This window comes from Candidatus Nomurabacteria bacterium (assembly GCA_023898645.1).
In the GTDB taxonomy this organism is placed as follows: domain Bacteria; phylum Patescibacteriota; class Saccharimonadia; order Saccharimonadales; family Saccharimonadaceae; genus UBA2112.
The window spans coordinates 508,559-529,297 of record CP060232.1; the positions used below are offsets into that span (position 1 = coordinate 508,559).

16 protein-coding genes are annotated in these 20,739 nt (G+C 46.4%); 8 read left to right on the forward strand and 8 right to left on the reverse strand.

Annotation, left to right across the window (positions count from 1 at the left end):
• Positions 1-160: 160 nt before the first annotated feature.
• Positions 161-310: a hypothetical protein gene (locus tag H6797_02515; GenBank protein USN97042.1), complete on the reverse strand. Its 150-nt coding sequence runs from the start codon at positions 308-310 to the stop codon at positions 161-163.
• 77 nt (positions 311-387) lie between these two features.
• Between H6797_02515 and H6797_02520 the strand changes: the two genes are divergently transcribed.
• Positions 388-1,374, forward strand: coding sequence for a ribonuclease HII (locus H6797_02520; protein ID USN97043.1), 987 nt, complete (start codon positions 388-390; stop codon positions 1,372-1,374).
• On the opposite strand, the gene H6797_02525 is transcribed toward H6797_02520, so the two are convergent.
• Positions 1,366-2,961: a hypothetical protein gene (locus H6797_02525; GenBank protein ID USN97044.1), complete on the reverse strand. Its 1,596-nt coding sequence runs from the start codon at positions 2,959-2,961 to the stop codon at positions 1,366-1,368. The genes H6797_02520 and H6797_02525 overlap by 9 nt on opposite strands.
• 55 nt (positions 2,962-3,016) lie before the next feature.
• Positions 3,017-5,536: a M1 family metallopeptidase gene (locus H6797_02530; protein ID USN97045.1), complete on the reverse strand. Its 2,520-nt coding sequence runs from the start codon at positions 5,534-5,536 to the stop codon at positions 3,017-3,019.
• 20 nt (positions 5,537-5,556) lie between these two features.
• Here H6797_02530 and H6797_02535 point away from each other — a divergent pair, with 20 nt between their 5' ends.
• Positions 5,557-6,264, forward strand: a complete 708-nt coding sequence (locus H6797_02535; protein USN97046.1) for an HNH endonuclease — start codon at positions 5,557-5,559, stop codon at positions 6,262-6,264.
• Here H6797_02535 and H6797_02540 read toward each other — a convergent pair.
• Together H6797_02540 and H6797_02545 are read right to left on the reverse strand one after the other, a co-directional pair.
• Positions 6,243-7,235: a DUF21 domain-containing protein gene (locus tag H6797_02540; GenBank protein ID USN97047.1), complete on the reverse strand. Its 993-nt coding sequence runs from the start codon at positions 7,233-7,235 to the stop codon at positions 6,243-6,245. The genes H6797_02535 and H6797_02540 overlap by 22 nt on opposite strands.
• Before the next feature lie 53 nt (positions 7,236-7,288).
• Complete coding sequence (locus H6797_02545; protein ID USN97048.1) at positions 7,289-7,828, reverse strand: HIT domain-containing protein; 540 nt, start codon at positions 7,826-7,828, stop codon at positions 7,289-7,291.
• A 113-nt stretch (positions 7,829-7,941) separates the two neighbouring features.
• Between H6797_02545 and nusA the strand changes: the two genes are divergently transcribed.
• Complete coding sequence (gene nusA / locus H6797_02550) at positions 7,942-9,099, forward strand: transcription termination/antitermination protein NusA (GenBank protein ID USN97049.1); 1,158 nt, start codon at positions 7,942-7,944, stop codon at positions 9,097-9,099.
• 57 nt (positions 9,100-9,156) lie between these two features.
• Here the strand turns inward: nusA and H6797_02555 are convergent, their stop codons facing one another.
• Positions 9,157-9,951 carry an ABC transporter permease subunit gene (locus H6797_02555; GenBank protein USN97050.1) on the reverse strand — a complete coding sequence of 265 codons (795 nt, stop codon included), beginning with the start codon at positions 9,949-9,951 and terminating at the stop codon, positions 9,157-9,159.
• The gene (locus H6797_02560) at positions 9,944-10,864 is read right to left on the reverse strand and encodes an ABC transporter ATP-binding protein (GenBank protein ID USN97051.1); all 921 of its coding nucleotides are present in this window, start codon (positions 10,862-10,864) and stop codon (positions 9,944-9,946) included. Before H6797_02560 ends, H6797_02555 begins: the two co-directional genes overlap by 8 nt.
• Before the next feature lie 149 nt (positions 10,865-11,013).
• Here H6797_02560 and H6797_02565 point away from each other — a divergent pair, with 149 nt between their 5' ends.
• The 4 genes from H6797_02565 to H6797_02580 are packed head-to-tail and all read left to right on the forward strand — an operon-like array spanning position 11,014 to position 16,744.
• The gene (locus H6797_02565) at positions 11,014-13,494 is read left to right on the forward strand and encodes an ATP-dependent Clp protease ATP-binding subunit (protein ID USN97052.1); all 2,481 of its coding nucleotides are present in this window, start codon (positions 11,014-11,016) and stop codon (positions 13,492-13,494) included.
• The gene (locus H6797_02570; protein ID USN97053.1) at positions 13,460-14,470 is read left to right on the forward strand and encodes a hypothetical protein; all 1,011 of its coding nucleotides are present in this window, start codon (positions 13,460-13,462) and stop codon (positions 14,468-14,470) included. The genes H6797_02565 and H6797_02570 overlap by 35 nt, the downstream gene beginning before the upstream one ends.
• Before the next feature lie 24 nt (positions 14,471-14,494).
• Positions 14,495-15,844, forward strand: a complete 1,350-nt coding sequence (gene radA, locus H6797_02575; GenBank protein ID USN97054.1) for a DNA repair protein RadA — start codon at positions 14,495-14,497, stop codon at positions 15,842-15,844.
• Between the two features lie 24 nt (positions 15,845-15,868).
• On the forward strand, positions 15,869-16,744 hold the full coding sequence (locus H6797_02580) for a hypothetical protein (GenBank protein USN97055.1): 876 nt from the start codon (positions 15,869-15,871) through the stop codon (positions 16,742-16,744).
• A gap of 3 nt (positions 16,745-16,747) precedes the next feature.
• Here H6797_02580 and H6797_02585 read toward each other — a convergent pair whose 3' ends face one another.
• Complete coding sequence (locus H6797_02585; GenBank protein USN97056.1) at positions 16,748-19,453, reverse strand: transglycosylase domain-containing protein; 2,706 nt, start codon at positions 19,451-19,453, stop codon at positions 16,748-16,750.
• Positions 19,454-19,504: 51 nt separating this feature from the next.
• Between H6797_02585 and H6797_02590 the strand changes: the two genes are divergently transcribed.
• Entirely contained in the window at positions 19,505-20,719 is a 1,215-nt protein-coding gene (locus tag H6797_02590; protein ID USN97057.1) for a tyrosine--tRNA ligase, read from the forward strand.
• Positions 20,720-20,739 lie beyond the last annotated feature (20 nt).

Genomic DNA, 20,739 nt, shown 5'->3' on the forward strand with positions numbered 1-20,739 from the left:
ATGAAAAGTGCGACGGCTGCGTATAGAGGGTACATATTAAGCCTTTCGACATCGTTGTCACTTGAGGCGGAGTTTTTGGAGAATGTAGCGCATACCATCTTTCATGTACATTAACCCATCGCGTACGAGGAGACTAAAGTACACGAATTTTGTGTGAATTCTAGTACGTTTCGTCGTTATTCGGCGTGTCCGACGGCTCATCTAGAATACCGGTTGGGTTGCCTTTAGTCACTCGAAGCGGAGCTATGAGCGAGTAGGCATAGATGAGGCCGACGATGATGATAGCCGGTAGGATGATCCACCATGCCATGCTTTTCCAATCATAGTAGGTTCGACGCACGGACGTACGTTTAATGGTAACTGTACGATATAATTAATGAAAAGTCAATGACGTACAATAGTTCTATGATTCTTGGTATTGATGAAGTCGGAAGGGGGCCGTGGGCTGGGCCACTAGTCGTAGGAGCGGTCGTACTAGGGGGTTCTACTATCGAAGGTCTTACAGACAGTAAGAAATTGACAAAGAAGCGAAGAGAAGAGCTAGATGAGCTTATACGACAACAGTCTGCAGGTTATGGCCTAGGCTGGGTTCATGCAGACGAGATTGACGAAATAGGGCTTGGAGAAGCGCTACGGCTTGCGACGAGGCGGGCAGTCGAGCAGGTGAAGACGCCGTATCACGAAATCATCATCGACGGTACGATTAATTTGCTGGCCAATACAACAAAAGGTGAATATGTGACAACGTTGCCAAAAGCCGATCTGTTGGTACCAAGTGTCAGTGCAGCATCAATTATAGCCAAGGTCGCACGCGACAATTATATGGCAGAACAAGACTCGATGTATGAAGGCTATAAATTTTCATCGCACGTTGGTTATGGTACGGCTGCTCATCGCGCTGCTATAGAAAAGAATGGTGTCACGCCGCTTCATCGGCTGTCGTTTGCTCCGTTGGCGAAATACAGAAAAGAACCTGGTCAGGTTCGGGCTGCAGATGATTCGACACACAAACAGTCCCGCCAGCCTGCATCGACGACAAAGACCGTAGGAGATGCTGCCGAAGATGAAGTGGCGAATTATTTGCAGCGGCAGGGCCATGAAATAATTGAGCGAAATTGGAAGACGAAGTACTGTGAAATCGACATTGTTTCGCTGAAGGATGAGACGGTATACTTTACGGAAGTGAAATATCGCAAGCATCAAGATCAAGGCGGAGGGTTCGCTGCTATAACAAAGAAGAAACAAAATCAGATGAACTATGCTGCAAAGTTTTATACCCAGGTAAAGAAACTGGTGAATACCGACCTGCTTCTTGCAGCTGCTTCGGTCACGGGCGAATATCCTGCGGTCGAGGAATGGATCGTACTAGATTAGCTCGTCTTTTTTCTGGTTGAGGAATTGCGTCCACTGACGCACGAGTCGCAGGATAGTTTTGAGGGGCAGTTCGATCAAGATATCTAGCACGGTAGCGACGATGTTGACCTGACTATAGCGGTAAGATATTTGCTGGCCTACAGCGATGAACGGCATATAGATAATGTCGCGCAATAGAGAAAGGGAGCCTTGCGGTGTGTTGACTACTTCTAGTTCGTGAATCTGACGACTCAAACGGAAAGACAGGAAGCTGGCCGTTGACAAGAAGGTAAAGAATATAAAGCCTTGGACTATGTTAAATTCAATCAAGTAAAGTCCGTAAGTAAGAGCGGCAAAAGCGATAAAGAAAATCGTGGCGTACATACTATTGAAGATAATTGACGAGGTCTTCTTAGGGATTCGTAGCGGGTAGGCCTTAGTGTCGCCGTCAAATATCATGTGGGACACTTGTTTTATAACTGCCGAGGTGTTGCGATCTACTGGCTTTGAAAGAGTTACGCGACTAAACGCGATGAACAGAGCTGGGAAAAATAGATTTACCGCAAACGGCGTCCACAATATATGCCCGCTTATAAATATGTCGTAAGGTACTTCAACTGCAAAACCGACAAGGCCTTTGGTGATGAGAAGGAATATGACGCTGCGTATGATTCCTACATCTAGACGTTTGTCGAGCGCTGTATATTCCGCTTCTATGTGACGGTGAAGGTTCTGTTCGAGTGCTTCAGGCGATTTAAGCGACTGTGCTGTCAAAGGTGCTTCTTTGCCGTAGAAGCCACTGTAGATGAACCTGAGCGAAGCGCCATTCTTGCTGACGATACGTGTCATATTGACAGTCGTCTTTGCGTCGAATAGGACGTCGACCCTACGGTTGAATTGTTCAAATGCTTTGATGTCATCTATATCTTGTCGGTAACTGTCGATAAGAGCTGTTCGGATGGTTGCATTGTCGGATTTAAGTAACGATCTATGTATAGCGATATAGAGAATTATTGAGAAATCTTCTTGATTGAATACTTCATAATCTTTAATTATTTTTTTGGTGTTAATTTTTTCATGCAGATAGCTATAGGCAAAATGAGCAAACATAAGTTGCCGGATATGACTTTGCAGAGTTTGTTCGGAGCGGACAGCAAGAACATCGAGTATCCATTTTTGAAATGCGGCACGATCATCAATGTCGTTATCGGAACCAACGTAGTTCCAGTAGGCGTTGTAATAACGTTTTATGTCACGGTCAATGATTTTAACATCGGCTTTGGTGGTGTGGTCATTGGCTAAATATTCAGCTTGCGTAAGCTCCGCAACAAGTTCATCGGCTAGGTTTTTTGTTGAAGCTTTGGCATGAAAAGACAATACTCGTCGCAGATAACGACGAATCGCGCGCTGCTGGAGTAGATCGCCTTCGGAATATTCCGAGGCATTGCGCAATTGCTCGTAGGCTGTAGAAATGGTGTTGCCAACCGTCGGGATATGGATAGTATCTTTTTCACGCCGGGCAAGTATGTCAGCTTCGTATGTGTCAATTCGTTTTAGCGAATCAGCAAGCAATCGCCCTAGCTGGCTTATCTGAGAATTTTGATTCACGAAACCAATTATAACCTTTCTTTGACGTCAATGCGGGACAATCACGAATATTAAACTAATTTTCAATTGCAAGTAATGCAGCTACAACCGCATCTTTGTCGCGTTCTATGAGCTCTACGCGACCCTCTATCTCACTGATGCCAACTGAAATTGCACGACTGAGGGCAGGAATGCTAAGTTTTGGCTCAAAGAACGCCTTGAATTCTTCGAGCTGTTGGCGAGTGCAGAGCGCACTTGATGCGAAGCGGACAAAATCTTCGTAACTTTTGTCGCCGGCAAACGATCGCTCCACCCAGTCCCAGTTGTCGCGTAGCCACTGCCATGAAAGATCACGACTGTATCGACCACGCACAAGGTATACAAACCATCGATAAGAGTCTTGCGGACGGATGACACTTGGATCTTTGAGTAGGTTTAGTAATTCTGTAATTTTATCCGGTAAGCGAGTACTAGTAACGCCCATGCAGATGTCTTGGCGCAGTTCCGCAGAGCTTGTAGACTTGTAGGCATTTATCATCTCGTCAACGATGCTAGCGTCACCGTAACGGGCAACGGTTCCAAGGATGAGTGGCCGCAGTTCTGGGTCTAAGTCCTCAGTTTTATGTCGATCGTACAGCTCTTGAGACATCATGAGAGCTTCGGGTACTTCGCCATACAGAGTTTGCCCTACGACGATTGCGCGGAGCTTCGTGTCTTCTTCCGATTCGCCGCTAATGACGTTCCAGCCGAGTCGTTCATATTGTTTTGATGCGAGATTTGCAGCTAGTTGTCGCAGCTTTTCTTCTGCAGCTGGGGCATCCTCTACGAATTTACGTAATTCCCCGACTGCCAAAGAAATGATACTCCAGACTGATTCAAGCTCTTCATCCTTGTAAGATTGCAACAGCGGAAGCAGTTGCTCGCTAGACATGATACCGCCTCGGGCAAGTAAGGTTGCTTCGTCGAGCAGCTGAGTTCGGCCGACCGCATCGAGTGAGCCATCTTGTATTCGGCTGATTAGGTGCTGGCGTGATGTGTCATCATAGTGAGTTATGAAATGCGCACTATCTGCTTCGTTGAGCTGAAGAGGTTCGTTTGATGTAAAGCTGACAGATTTAGAATTGAGCAATTTAGGTACGATATCCGAGCTTGATTCAAGGGGGATTGGCCAAAGTTTTTCAGATGCCTCGTGAGGTCCAACAAAGAATTGTTGTTGTGACAACGTAACATTGTCTCCTTCACGGGTAACGTTTACGACCGGATAGCCTGATTGTGAAATCCATGTGTTCATGATAGCGGCGATGTCTTTTCCACTTGCGTCGCTAAGCTCGACCCACAGGTCATTGCCGACAGTATTTTTGTACGCATGTTCTGCGAAATAATGCTTTAAGCCAGCTTTGAACGATTCATTACCGATATAATACTGAATCATACGAAGAAGGCGGCAACCTTTTGCGTATACGATGGCGCCGTCAAAGAGGGTGCTAATTTCGTCTGGATGATTAACGTCGACTTGGACGGATTGGACGCCGTCTATACAGTCTCTTCGAAGAGCGGCGATAGATTCGTTTGTAATGAAGCTTTGCCATATGTTCCATTCGGGATGAATGGCGTCAATGGAAATGTATTCCATGAGTGTAGCAAAGCTTTCGTTGAGCCATAGGTCATTCCACCAGCTCATCGTGACGAGATTACCAAACCATTGGTGAGCTAATTCGTGGGCAATGACTGTCGCTATGTAATGTCGACCACTAACGCTGACGATTTTTGGATCTGCGAGTAGTGCGACCTCGCGGTAGGTGATAAGTCCCCAGTTTTCCATGGCGCCCACAGTAAAGTCTGGCAGTGCGACGTGGTCACTTTTTGGTAATGGATAAGATGTGCCAAAATAATCATCATAAAATTCAATAACTTTAACGGCTGTTTCAAGAGCGAAATCGAGACTTTCGGCAGTTTGAGCTGGCGTTGCCCACACGTTGACCTCGACACCGCTATTGGTTCGAGAAGTTTTGCGGTGTAGCTCACCGACGACAAATGCGACTAGATATGTGCTCATGCGTGGAGTTGTTTGGAAGTGCGTAACGAGCTTACCGTCTACTACGGACTGCTCATCGATAGGCATGTTCGACAGCACGGTCTGGTTTGGAGTGGTCGATAAGTGTACGTCAAAGCGCGCCTTAGCGCCCGGCTCATCTATACAGGGGAATGCTTCGCGTGCGTAGTGAGATTCGAATTGTGTTGCTATGAGTTCTTTTTTAACCCCATCATGCTCAAAATAACAGGGGTAAATTCCATGCATTTGATCAGTAATTTTGGCGTTGAATTCTACTGTCGCCGTATGTTCTCCGACTGAGATGTTGCTACCGAGCGCCAGTTCATCTAGCTCTCCAGGCACGAATTCTACAGATTGGCCGTCGATTGTCGCCTTAGTGATTGTTAGATGTTTTGCGTGTAGCTTGACTGGCTGGCCGCTGATGTTTGCTCGCCCGCGGACAGAGACTGTTCCGCTATATGTGTGTTCTGACTCGTTTAAGTCGATTTTTAGGTCGTAATGCTCTGGTGTGAAGTAGTCAATTAGTTTGGGTACGCTAGTCATGCATCCAGTATACTAAAGAAATGATTTCGAGGACACTGCGACGCCGACGGATAGGCGCCGCCATTGCTATGCTTATACTCGCCGTCGTGACAATGGTACAAAATGATGACATGTGGCAGATGCAGTCTTTGTCGGCTCCATCTCCGAAAACGTCAGATTCAGTGTCTGGTGACGCGGCTAATTTGCTTACGACGATTCCTATAAAGGGACGTGCACCTAAGACTGGTTATTCACGAATGCAGTACGGAGATGGCTGGGCAACAACAGATGGTTGCGATACGCGAAACATTATATTGCACCGTGATTTACAGAAACCGGTTGTCGGCGATAACTGCAATGTTTTAAGCGGGACGCTAGACGATCCTTACACTGGTAAGACAATTGTGTTTAAACGCGGCGCAGATTCGAGCGCAGATGTTCAAATTGATCATGTGGTGGCGCTTGGCGACACGTGGCAAAAGGGCGCTCAGCAACTTAGCAAAGATGAGCGCTTAAGGCTTGCGAATGATCCGCTAGAGTTACTGGCGGTAGATGGACCGGCTAACCAGCAAAAAAGTGATGCCGACGCCGCAACCTGGTTGCCGTCAAACAAGCCGTTTCGTTGTCAATATGTCGCTCGTCAAATTGCCGTCAAGGCGAAATACCACCTGTGGATGACACAGGCGGAGCACGATGCTATAGCTGGAATCTTATCAAGGTGTCCGGGTCAGCCATTGCCGATGGCTTGAATTTGACGTTTGTCTGTCTCGTCTTCAATTTCATGCCCAACGATTTCTTCAATCAGATCCTCAATAGTGACGATACCTACGATGTAATCGTCTTTTTCAATTGGAATCAAGTGAGAGCTGGTCGAAATAAACCTACGAAGCATTGTGTCGAGTGCGGTGCGACTCCCAACCATCTGGACTGGATAAAGAGGAAGATCGTCTACGGTATAGTCTGTGTCATCAAAGTCGATATCAACTAGATCTTTCATAAGAAGTACACCATAGCAGTGCGTAAGCTTCTGATTAAAGATAGGTATGCGACTGCGACCAACTGCTTTGATTTCGTCTATCTTTTCTGCAGTTAAGTGCGTACCGGGTTCTAGCCAGAAAACATGATTAATGTGCAGCATTATATCGCTTACTCGTTTTTCACTAAGTTGCAACGCTCCACGGATGATTTCAACTTCATCGTTATCAAGTTCGCTTTCTCTATGACCAATATGCTCACTAATGAGCACGCCGAGTTCTTGTCTGGTGTGTAGCTGAGTGCGCTGTTCGCTGAATAAGTAGTCTAGTAAAAGCTGAAGAGGCTTAGATATGGGGTAGGTTATGAAGATCATCAGTTTAATAACAGGGACTAAGAAAGACATGTAACGAAGTGCATCTCGGCTAAATAATGCCTGAGGAAGTATTTCTCCGAAAACGACGATCAAGACAGTCGTAATAAAGCCAGCAAGCAAGCCGTATAAAAAGCTTTCTAAAAATAATGATGTCGCAGACACTGCGGCCACGTTGCTTAGGAGAATTGCGGCTAGTGTGAGGTGGGTATTTTTTCTAAACGGATAAACACGTTTAGCTTTAGTATTCCCAAGTTTTGCTTTGCGATGGAGGTCGCCTAAATCGAGTGACATGAGAGCAATATTCAAACCCGAACAGAGGGCAGACAATCCAATCAGCAGGACGACGATGATAATAGTAAGTAATATACTCACAGAATGATTACCATTTTATAACAGTATGGTCGTTCTAGTAAAGGCCGAGTATTTTATGACGGCTGGCCATCCCTGTTATTTTCTAATAGTGCCCAAATGTCATGCCATGGCATGCCTTTTTTTCGTAGAAACAACATCTCGAATTCACGTTTATTGCGCTGGATGTCGTCATCTAGCTCTTTCATTTCTGCTTCGTTTGAAGGGATAAAAAAGTCGTCAAACGATTGCGGCGCAGGTATGACGACGCCGTTTTTTTCGTCTTGTTTAGTACGCGGCCATACGTGAAAATGCACGTGATCCATTTTGATTCCGTTTTCCTTTTGAAGTGGTTGTGACTTTTGCGTGACGACAGAGCCGTACCCAAAATCCACGACATCGGCGAGAGACTCTGCTTCGTAAACGATTCGACCCAATAAAGCTGCGCCCATCTTGCTGGCGACAGTATAGTGCTCATCAGGGACGACTAGTAGATGATTGCGTCGGAACCTTGGTTTAGAAAAAAATGATATAAAACCATCCCCTCTGTTTACTATAAGGTTTTTCATGGAGTCGTCCGGCTGACAAAATGCACAGTCTGGTTTCTTTTCGGGCATTGCGGCTCCTTTCATTGTTCTATTGCTATAAACTCACCTGCATGCTAAACTTATTTTAGTACATTCCGGCCGGCAGGTCGGATTTTTTCATACAAGAAAGGAACAATGACACAATGGAAGACTTAAACATTAAACAACTTACACTGGCCGTCCGTACGATTGCTGAGGAAAAGAACCTACCCGAAGAGACTGTCATGAGCGTTATTGAGCAGGCGATTGCCGCCGCTTGGCGCCGAGACAACGGAGAGCGCGATCAAGAAGTGCGCGCAGTACTTAACGTTAATGACGGCACTGCAAAAGTATTCGTAGCTCGTGAAGTAGTAGAGATCGTCGGAAGCGACGCTGTCGAAATCAGCCTAGAAGACGCGAAGAAAGTAAAGAAAGACGCTGAGATTGGTGATGTAATTGAAGAAGAGCACGAAGTCGAGTCATTTGGCCGCGTGGCAGCTCAGACCGCCAAGCAAGTCGTGTTGCAGCGTCTTCGTGAAGCAGAGCGTGAAGTCGTACTAGCTGAATACGAAGACAAAATCGGTACCGTTGTTACCGGTACTGTGCAGCGTGTAGAACCACGTGTGATTCGCGTAGAATTAGGTAAAGCTGCAGGTATCATTCCTCAGAGTGAACAGATTCAGGGCGAGTACTACAGTGTCGGTTCTCGCATAAAGGTATTTATAAAGGACATCGAGCGCGATAATCGTGGTCCTCAATTGATTTTGAGCCGCGGTAACGAATCCTTTGTCGAATACTTGTTCCGTCAGGAAGTTCCTGAGATGGAAACTGGCGCCGTTGAGATTAAGACCATCGCTCGTGAGGCTGGTCGTCGTACGAAATTGGCGGTTGCTAGCACTGTACCTGGCGTGGATCCTGTCGGTACGTTTGTTGGCGGTCACGGTACTCGCGTGCAGGCTGTTATGAACGAAATCGGCGATCAGGAAAAAATCGACATCATCACATATGATGAGAATCCCGAACAATTTATTCGCAATGCGCTGAGCCCAGCAGAAGTTGCAAAAGTTGAAATTGACGAAGCGGCTAAAAACGCAAAGGTTTACGTAGCTGAAGATCAGCAATCAATTGCAATTGGGCGCGGCGGTCAGAATGTTCGCTTGGCGTCACGCTTAACTGGTTACGAACTCGACATTGAGACTGCGCAACCAGAAAAGAAGGTAGAGCCAGTCAAACCAAAGAAAAACATCGAAGACAGTCTGTTTAGCGCTATCGAAGAAGCTGGTGACGAAGTTAAAGAAAGCGAAGAGAAGAGCGAAGAATAGTCTTCTGGATATTCACATTAAAATACCGCCTCGTGGAGGCGGTATTTTTTTGATTCTCTATGTTTGTATGTCGCGACGGATGAAGCCAAGCCAACCTACTATTGTCAGCACGACTATGACACCGACAAGTATATATACGTGATGTGTGTTCAGGCCGTGTTGCATGATTTGCGGGTTATTGTAGTAATGAAAGATAGATAGCTTATCTGGTGCCTGCAGTTCTTTAACTGCCGGCGCAAGCGACGAAATGATAAAGCTGAGCGCTGCATAGCCACTAGCGACTGCGACCGTGAGACCTTTTTTGCCGAACGCCATGGCTACACTAAATGCGACAAGGCCGTACGCGACGTTCATAAGCCATGCATCAAATGCCGACTGCATAATACGAGGAAAATCGACAGACTTATCAATGATAGGCAGCGCTAGGTAGACTCCGGCAACGATACCAGAGCATACGACTGCTATAAAAAATACGAGCGCGAGCCATTTTTGGAAATATACCGAGGTACGTGTAACGGGTAGACTCAGTAGCGACTGCAGGCGTCGGGAGTCTTCTTCGCTGGCGCTGATACCTATAAAAACTATGATAGACATGGCGATTGTCAGTATCACGACATTGGGTCCAAAGATTTGCTGACCGACATAGCCTGGAATTGTTTTAAAGTCAGCAACGTCTCCAACAAGTGATTTGAGTGAGTCTGGGACTGAATTAACGATGCTTTCGATACCTTGTTGGTTGAATGAGTTAAAGAGAACCATGGTTAGAAACGCGACAAAAGTGATGCTAAGCATCCAGCCAAGAAGCTGCCAACGTAGGTTAAATATCGTTTTCAGTAATACTGACCTAAACATGTTTATTTTCTCCTCGGTAATAGCCCATAAATAACTCTTCTAAGTCCGGTTCGCTGATAGTGAGCGAGTCGACAGGGTGGGCGGCGAATATGCGCAGAAGTCGATTGATATCGCCTGCAAACGTAAAACTGGTCAGGCCGTCAGTGTGTTTTAGGCTTCTCACTCCATCAAGTTGCTTCAATTGTTTACCAGACAGTTCGTTACGTAAACGGACTTCTACTCGTCGTGGTGTTTTTTCAAGTAGTGTACGCAGCGAGCCGACATGCACGAGTTTACCTTCTCGTATGAAACCGACACGATCGCAGGTTTCCTGAACTTCGCTAAGTACATGTGACGACATGAAGGTCGTTTTGCCGCGCTCTTTGTGTTCTTTTATTATGGCATTGAATTCTGTTTGAATAAGCGGATCAAGACCACTGGTTGGTTCGTCGAGAATTAAGACGTCTGGGTCGTGCATGAGAGCAGCTATGAGGCCAATCTTTTGTCGATTACCGCGTGATAGGTGTTTAATCTTAACAGAAAGGTCGGCTTTGAGACGTTTTGCCAGACCGGTGATTGTTTTTTGCTCAACGTTACCATACAGATGAGAAACGAAAGATAGGTACTGACGACCAGTCAAAGTAGGGTCGGTTTCCATGTCTCCGGATAAATAACCTATGTGCTTATGGACTCTACGAACGCGTTTTTGATGATTAAGGCCAAGGATTTCGATACTTCCGCTGTCTGGACGGAGCGCATCGAGAATAGTGTTAATAGTTGTTGATTTTCCAGCTCCATTTGGGCCCAAAAAACCGAAAACTTCGCCCTGGTTTACAGTGAGACTTATGTCTTTAATGCCATGGTCGTCATCATAGAGCTTAGTAAGGTGTGAAATTTTGAGCGCAGGAGTATCCGTGCTTTTGATATCGGTCATGGTTTGTAGTGTATACCCATTACGAAATTGGGTCAAAAATTAGCACTCCGTTGACGAGAGTGCCAACTATGTTTATACTGGATATATAGTGCAGTAAAGGTTAAATATACCGCTTGCGCTGTCACGGAGGAAAGATAATAATGAATAATATGCCTGATGAGTTCACAGATTTTATTTCGCACCTTACCGATAACGCGCGAACAAGTCTGCAACATGCAGATGCAATCGCGAGAGGGTACGGTAGTGCATATATTGGCACAGAGCACCTTCTTCTTGGTGTTCTGGCGCAGGGGTCGTCGGTTGCGGCGAAGGTGCTTGCTGATTCCGGTGTAACGCTTGATAGAGCGGAAATGGCATTGAATCTTACGCCTCGTACACTTGTTGTTAGCACTGGCGCTAAAGGTTTAAGCGAGACGGCCAAGCTTACTCTCAAGATGAGTTGGGATATCGCACAGGAGTTCCATCAAGACTATTTGGGCACTGAGCACATCCTTTACAGCATACTTAGTCAAAAGAATGCTCGAGCGACCGTATTATTGCGTGACATGAATATCGATGTAACGACAGTTACAAACGAACTCGAGGAGTTCTTTGATCGCCAGGCGAACGACTTTCATCAGTCCACTGAAGAGGCTGCCGCACAGGCGACGAAAAAGCGTCGAAGTGGTGCGCTAGAGGCATTTGGTACCGACCTGACTGTAAAGGCTCGTGCTGGTGAATTAGATCCAGTTATTGGCCGCGACGAGCAGCAGGAGCGCTTAGTCACTATACTGAGCCGCCGGACAAAGAACAACCCGGTACTTATAGGTGAGCCTGGTGTAGGTAAGACCGCCGTTGTTGAGGGACTGGCGCAGAGAATCGCGCGAGAGGACGTACCCGACCATCTACTTGATCGACGGGTTGTTCAGCTTGATCTTGCAGCAATGATTGCTGGTACTAAATATCGTGGTGAGTTTGAAGAAAGACTAAAGAAGGTTGTAGACGAACTTCGCTCGCAAAAGAACGTCATCTTATTTATAGATGAGTTACACCTCATTACAGGTGCGGGTGCTGCGGAAGGCGCTCTGGATGCGGCAAATATGCTAAAGCCGGCATTGGCGCGCGGTGAACTGCACATGATTGGCGCAACGACGATGGACGAATTCCGTAAGCACATTGAAAAGGACAGCGCGCTCGAACGTCGCTTCCAGCCGATCGTCATCAAAGAGCCGTCACTCAAGGATACCAAAGCGATACTTAAGGGGTTGAAGTCGTACTACGAGAAGCACCACGGCGTCACTATTAGCGATGACATTATTGACGATGCGGTTTACATGGCTGATCGCTACGTAAGCGAGCGATATATGCCCGATAAGGCCATTGACGTTATAGACGAAGCCTCAGCATTAGTTCGCGTACGGCACAGTCGCAAGCCGAGTCGTATCCGAGATTTCACTCGACAACTTAAAAATTTGAATGAAAAAATGGACGAAGCTGTCACGGCCGAAGACTATGAACGAGCCGCACTATATAAGACTCGTATAGTTCAACTACAGGCTAAGCTGACAGAGACGAAGGAAAAGGATGAAATGAAGTCCCCAATCATATTGAAGGGTGACGACATTGCTCATGCTATAGCAACAATGACGGGCATACCAGTAAAGAGGTTAAAGAAGTCTGAGACTAAGCTACTTCGCAACCTTGAAAGGTATCTAGCAAAAAGCATCATCGGTCAGGAAGAAGCTGTTAATGCTGTGTCAAAGGCGATTCGTCGCTCGCGCAGTGGAGTAGCAAGCAGTAAACGACCAATAGGATCGTTTGTGTTCATGGGTCCGACAGGAGTTGGCAAAACAGAATTAGCGCGAGTATTGGCTCGTGAAGTATTTGGTAGCGATGACGCACTTATAAAAATCGACATGAGTGAATTCGGTGAAAAGCATAACACGAGCCGCTTAGTGGGAGCCCCTGCCGGCTACGTTGGCTATGAGGATGGTGGCAAGCTGACTGACAAGATTCGTCGACAGCCGTATAGTGTCGTACTGTTTGACGAAATTGAAAAGGCTCACCCTGATGTGTTCCATATGCTCTTGCAGCTACTTGAAGACGGCAAATTAACAGATGCCAAGGGTCGAGAGGTTGACTTCACGAATTCAATTATCATATTGACGAGCAACCTAGGCGCCGAAAAGATGATGAAAGAATCGTCACTTGGTTTCCATGCTACAACGAGTAGTGACAACAAAAAGCTAGATGAATTGCACGATGAAAATGCTCAGGCTGCGCTTGAGGCACTACAAAAACGAATGCGACCAGAGCTAATCAACCGATTCGATGCAATTGTAACGTTCCGCGCCCTGACGCCAAAAGAGGTTGGAAAGATTTTTGATAATCTGATCGACCAATTGCAGGAACGTCTGTCACGAAAGGGTATTAGGCTAGTTGTTAAGCCGACCGCAAAGCGTTATTTGATTCAAAAAGGGTTCGATGAAAAGTATGGAGCTCGCCCGCTTCGCCGCGCCATTCAAAATGAGTTGGAACATCAGCTCGCAGAGGGTATACTGGATGAGAAATATGAACGCGGCACGGTACTAGCAGCTACCGCGCGAGGGGGCAAACTTGCAATCAACGTTACCGCAGAGCAACCAGCATAAACACAAAGGACTAGGTAGTCTAATAGTTCTAGGTATCACAATCACGTTGAGCGCGTGCTTGTGGTTGAATCGTCAGCTTGTGGCAGATGCCGTAAGTTACTTTAGCTATCATCCTACGGTCGCAATTGAGCAAATAGCGTCACGGGATAAATTAACGGACTTAGGAAAGTTCTATTTCTATGCTGACAATCCGGGCGTAGAGGCCAGTGCTACGTTTAGCAAGGCATGCGACAACAAGGAAAGTGGAACTGCTATTTTAGGATGCTACGTCAACAACCGTATTTACGTATATGACGTTACAGATAATCGTCTGGACGGTATTGAGGAAGTTACGGCGGCGCACGAGTTACTCCATGCGGTATACCAACGCATGTCGGACAGCGACAAGGCAACGGTAAACGCTCTGGTTGAAGCTGAGTATGTAAAACTTCAAAAAGACCCGACTTTTGCAGAGCGAATGGCATACTATGCAAGAACTGAGCCTGGTGAACGCGACAACGAGCTTCATTCAATTATCGGTACTGAAGTCGCGTCAATCAGCCCGGAGCTAGAGGCTCATTATAAGCAGTACTTCGCTAATAGGGCGCAAATAGTCGCATTTCACGACGCTTATAACGGTGCTTTTGTAAAACTTGCCGATCAAGCAAAAAGTATGTCTAAGCAGATGGATAAGCTCAATACCCAAATTACTGCGATGTCAAAGCAGTATGATGCGGACGTCAAAAATCTTAATGCGGATATAGCCGACTTTAATCAGCGTGCGAAAAACGGTGGCTTTTCATCGCAGTCTCAGTTTAACTCCGAACGACAAGCGCTCGTGAGCAGGGCTTCGTCGATAGCTGCTGAGCATACAGACATCAATAATATGGTTGATAAATTCAATACGCTGCGCAGCCAGTACAATGATATTGTGACACAATCAAATGATCTTTATAAGAGTATCGACAGTACTTTAGCTCCAGCCCCCAAGGTGTAGACTACCAAGGTATAATAGGAGCATATGGTAAAAATAAAGTCCCAGTTCGTTTGTCAGAGTTGCGGAGCTAGCTATCCGAAATGGACAGGACGTTGCGATAATTGCGGAGAATGGAATACGCTTGTCGAACAGCTACCTGTTTCGTCTGGTAATTCTGCAATTGCAAAGAGTCGTGGAATCCCTCTTACAAGTAAATCTATAGACTCTATAGACAAGGGGAGTAACATAAAACGACTCAGTACGGGTATAGGCGACCTAGACGTCGTGCTGGGCGGCGGTGTGTTGCCCGGAGGAGTTATCTTGCTTGCAGGACAGCCGGGGATGGGAAAAAGTACGTTACTCCTTCAGGTCTCTGCTACGATTGCTAAAAATACCCCTGTGCTATATGTTAGCGGCGAAGAGTCTGCTTCACAGGTGAAAATTAGGGCGGAGCGACTAGGAGCTGCCGGAAATGAGCAATTAAGTTTCGCGGCAAGTACGTCCGCAGATGACATAGCTGCCAGTATCCGTACAGGTAATTACAGACTCGTCGTTGTCGATTCTATCCAGACACTAACACTTGGAGAGCTAACGTCTGCGCCAGGTACGGTCAGTCAGATCACAAACAGCAGTAACGTAATCATTCAGGCGGCAAAGGCAGCGGATGTTGCGGTTGTGCTGGTGGGTCATGTCACCAAAGAAGGCTCAATTGCAGGTCCGAAAGTATTGGAGCATCTGGTAGACGTCGTATTGCAATTTGAAGGAGACCGTTACGGTGGGTTTAAGGTTGTCCGTGCAATAAAAAATAGGTACGGCTCGACGAATGAAGCGGCGATTTTTGAAATGGATGATAGCGGCCTGTCTGTCGTTGAAAATCCGTCGGCGGCTCTTCTAGCTGAGCGCCAAAACGCTGATGGATCAGTCGTATTAGCGACACTTGAAGGCACGAGGCCACTTTTAGTAGAAATCCAAGCACTTGTCAATCCAACTAGTTTCGGGTATCCTAAACGTACAGCCAGTGGATTTGATTTAAACCGACTCAATCTGTTGATTGCCGTTTTAGAGCGGCGTACGAAATTGAATTTATCCGACAAAGATATCTACATCAACGTTGTTGGCGGGTTGAAACTGGCTGATCCTGCGGCTGACTTGGCCGTGTGTATGGCGATTGCTAGCGCTGCGGCGGGCCGCAAGTTAGACGATAGCACCGTAGTGTTTGGTGAAGTAGGACTTGGAGGGGAAATACGCTCTGTCACAGCTGTAGACAGACGAATCGCCGAAGCAAAAAAGCTTGGCTTTACAGGAGCAATTGCTCCAGCCAGCGGAAAAAAGAATACATTTGTCACTGGTGCGAAAGATTTACGCCAAGCGTTGATCAATTACCTGCAGAAATAACCTTAGTAAAGGATAAAATTAATTATGAATAATGATATAGAACAACTAATGATTGTTGGTGCGCTTTTAGTATTGCTGTCTGAAGTGACATACCTCGTTGCAAAATTACCAAGGCAGGCGGGTGGTAAGAAACGTATGATGTTTGTCGATACGTCAGTTCTGATCGACGGCCGCATCGTACCCGTTATCGCCTCTGGGTTTGTTAGCGACACTATCGCCATACCACGCAGTGTTATCGGAGAATTACAGTTCTTGGCGGACAACGCAGATCCTGAAAAGCGATCACGCGCACGCCATGGACTCGATATAGTGCGTGAACTTCAACAAATTGAAGGTGTAGACGTACAGATATTTCAAGATGGCAGTAAAGCCGAGGAAGGTGTGGACGAGCGCTTATTGAACCTTGCCAAAAAACACGGCGGAACTGTATGTACGATTGACTACAATTTAAACAAAGTCGCTGCCGTAGAAGGCATCGTTGTCTGCAACATAAATGAATTGGCCAAGAATCTCAGGATGGCGTATTTGCCGGGCGAGAAAATGAGACTAGAACTTGTACAAAAGGGTCAAGACAGCCATCAGGGCGTCGGATACCTTCCTGACGGCACGATGGTGGTCGTTGAGCATGCTTCTGGGCAAATTGGTCAGATCGTTGAAGTAGAATTTATTCGTAGCCTTCAGACGGCTGCAGGTAAGATGATGTTTGCGAAAAAGGTTGAAACTGCTACGAAGAGTAGTACGCCATCTCAGCCAAAGCAACTTGCGAAACCGAAGCCGCAAAAGGCATCAGGTACGAAGCCGGCCGCGCAGCCTTCTCGACAGCGCAATGATCGCCGTCAGCAACGACGACCAAAGAATCACGAAGATAGCCTCATCGAACTTGTCGAAAAACAACAGTAAGCTTTACGGGATGACTGGGGTGTAAGGGCTACTCTTTGTATCTGAGTAGTACAAATCGTCTGTGACAGAAGCTGAAATTGTAAATGGATCAGTGCTGTCGGACGTATAAGAAGCTTCGTAGCTACCTGCGGCGCTAATGGTTTGCGAGTTAATTTTCTTCCCGTTTACAGATATCGTCAGTCCGTTTGGTTTGCCCTTACCGGCAGCAACAGTAACAGAGATTGTATATACGTTGCCCGAAGGAGAAACGTCAATTGCAGTGATAGACGGCTTAGCGTCGTCACATTTGTGGGCGTCATCGTTTTCGGAGGCGTCGAAGCCACTTGGAGACAAGTACACAACCTTTTTTGTGGTTGGGTCAATCGTTTTCAATACGTCTTGCTCAATCTTAGCTGCGGCTGGAGTACAGTCAGTTGCTAGCTTTTGAGAAACTTTGTCGAATGTCAATTTTGTGTAGCGTTGGGCGTTCTTTTGGTTATACCAAGACGGATAAAGTTCTTTGCCAATTTGCTGAATACCTTTAGGTTTGCTGTACCACTCTCCGGGCTTCCATTTGCCTTCTTTTGCGTATACTACCTCGTGGGCATATGCCATGACTTCATTGATAATCGCGCCCGGCAGGGATGAGTTGCCGTTTAAGAGCGGTTTAGGGTCGTTGTTTCCTAGCCAAACGCCCATTGTAAGTGCCGGGCTATAGCTCATCATCCAGATATCCTTTGACTTACCATCGACGTCAGAAGTTCCGGTCTTAGTTGCTGTTTTTACTTTGCCGTTGTCTACTACAATTCCGGGGAAGTTTGTGCCATACAGTCCGGCGCGGGCATGGTCGTCACTAAGCATATCGGCAACTATGTAAGCTACCTGAGGGTCAATGACTCGCTTTGATTGATCGTCGCTCCACTTTTTTAATACATCGCCATCACTGTTTTTTACCTCTAGGATTGTTGACCACGGCTTATATACGCCACCTCTTGCTAGTGTAGAGAATGCATTGACATGGTCAATTTGTTTAGTGCCACAGCCACCAATGGCAGCCGCTAATCCAACTTGTTTTTCGGCGCCTTGCGTACAATAGGGAGTATCGCCGGCGGCGTGAATCAAATCGAGGGTTTGTTTGACACCCGTCAGCTGCATAGCCTTGATTGCGGGTATATTTCGAGATAAGGCAAGACTGTTACGGATAGGGATATTACCTAGAAAGCGATTGTCGGCATCGTGCGGAGTATAGTTGACCGGAAATGTGGTGCGAGTGTCGGATAGAACGGTCCCGCTACCATATATATTTAGTAGGTCGTTATCGTGCTTTGCAAAGAGTGCTGAGTAGACGAGGGGTTTAATAGTCGAACCGGGTTGTATATACGAAGTTGCGGCATTCGTTTGGCCAAAGCCTGGATAATTGTAGTCACGGCTTCCCATCATAGCAATTATCTGTCCGGTCTTTGAATCTTCTACAGTGGCTGCACCGTTATTGAAACCAGCGTACGTCGGTAAGTTCACGCCGTATCGTGGACTGATTCCGTTAAACATTTCCTTAAAGCTATGCTCAAGCTTAGCTTGCACCTTCAAGTCCAAAGTTGTAGTGACAACCAGCCCTCCTTGACCTACTGTCGCCTTACCTAGTTCGGCCTCAAGCTCCGAGCGTACCATCTGTACGAAATGAGGAGCTTTAATATCGGCAAATTGAGAAGCTTGCGGCAATATGGTATCAAGAATCGGCTCTGCTTTTGCCTTTGCTGCTTGATCTTTAGTTATGTAACCTTGCGAGACCATTTCATCAAGGACTTTATGCTGACGTTCGATGAGAGGCTTTTGGCCGGCTGGGTTGTAAGGGTCGTATAAACCAGGTTCGTTCGGGATGGCTGCAAGTAGGGCTGATTGTGCGAGATTTAAGTTTTTCGCGTCTATGCCAAAGTATGTCTTTGCAGCAGATTCAACGCCATTTCGGCGTCCTCCATAGGGAGACTCGTTGAGGTAAAGATTAAGGATCTGATCCTTGTTGTACATACGCTCTACTTCAATTGATAGAATTATCTCTTTGATTTTACGCGGAACACCAGCGAGTCCTCGCTGCTGAGCTTCGCTCGCGAAGAATACCTGCTTAACGAGTTGCTGAGTTAACGTAGACCCACCCTGCGTACTACCACCCGTGTAGTTGTTGATCATAGCTCGCGTTATACCGGTGAAGCTGACTCCTCCGTGTTTGTAGAAGTCTTTGTCTTCGATCGCGACAGTAGCTTCTTTCATGAGCGTACTAATCTCGTTACCAGCGACAACAAGTTTATAGTTTCCGTCGCCTTTATCTTCCCAGAGTAACTTTCCGTTACGGTCGAGATACTTTGTGACGGTTGTATGGACTCGCTTAGAAAGTTCTTCGGGCCTTATGGAGTCTAGGTCTTTGCGAAAATATGCAAATAATCCGCCGACTAAAATAGCTACTAGCAGTACCCCAGTACCCATGATTTTGAGAATCATTTTGCCGCCCTTGCGGCTGAACCAGTAACCTGCAACTCGTTTTGGATGCATGCGTGCAAAGAATCGCTTTATAGGATGTTTCGGTAGGGTAGCTAAATACTCCGCTTTTTTGCGGTGAATAGCATCTTTTTTAGTCTTTCGTGCACGACTTAAATTAGCGTACACATTCAGCTTGCGGGTACCACGCTTTTTGGCCACCTTTAATCCCCATTTCTCATAAGCAGTATTACGTTCCATTATAACACCAATCACGAAACGCAATGCATAAATTTTTGCTACAATATAAACATGAATTTATCAGAAGAACTTGCTTGGCGCGGATTTATAAATCAGACGACCTATACGGATATTAAGGAACTTGATAGCGAATCGATTTCGTTTTACTGGGGGGTTGATCCTAGCGCGAGCAGTATGACGATTGGAAATCTTGCGGCGGCTATGCTCGTACGACATTTCGTTGATCATGGTCATAAGGCGTTTTTGCTCGTTGGCGGAGCTACTGGCATGATTGGCGATCCAGATGGTAAGAAGGACGAGAGAAATCTAAAAACTCTCGACGAGATTGCTTCTAACAAAGTTGCTATTTCTGTGCAATATGAGCGCATTTTTGCTGGTAAACCGTTTGAAATCGTCGACAACTACGACTGGTTCAAAGACATCAACTATCTGAACTTTTTGCGTGATGTTGGCAAGCATGTTCCTCTCAGTAGTATGTTGGGCCGAGATTTTGTCCAAGCTCGATTAGGCGAAAGCGGTAGTGGCATCAGCTACGCCGAGTTTAGCTATGGTCTTATTCAAGGTTATGATTTCTTGCATTTGTACCGTGAGAAGGGTGTGACGCTTCAGGTTTGCGGTGCCGATCAGTGGGGTAATTCAATTACAGGAGTAGACTTAATCAGGCGTATTGAAGGTGGCAACGCCAACGTACTCAGCTCACCGTTAATTGTAAATAAGACGACTGGTGTTAAATTTGGTAAGTCCGAGGATGGAGCCGTGTGGCTCGACCCTACGCTTACGAGTGTCTACAAGTTTTATCAGTTCTGGCTCAATGTTGACGATGAGGGAGCACTTGATTATGCCAAAATCTACACGTTACTGGGCAAGGAGCAAATTGACGAGCTGGCCGCAAAACAACAGGCAAATCCAGGCGCTCGCGATATCCAGAAGTCATTAGCTTATGAAGTGACGAAGCTTGTCCATGGCGAAGGCGCGGCAGAAAGTGCGAAGCGTGTTACCGGAGTGCTATTTGGTGGAACCGAATTTTCGAGTTTATCGCAGGAAGACATTAATTTACTTGCTAACGAAATTCCTTCAGCATCCACGGGTGCATCGGTTGTTGATCTACTTACAGACAACTCTTTGGCGGCTAGCAAGGGTGAGGCACGACGTCTAATTCTTGGTGGCGCTGTTTCAATCAACGGCGAAAAGATCCTTGATGACAAGATTGTCTCTGAACCTACTCTCGTTAAGAGAGGCAAAAATTCCTTTTTGCTTGTACGCTAACCAAATGTCAATGATATAAT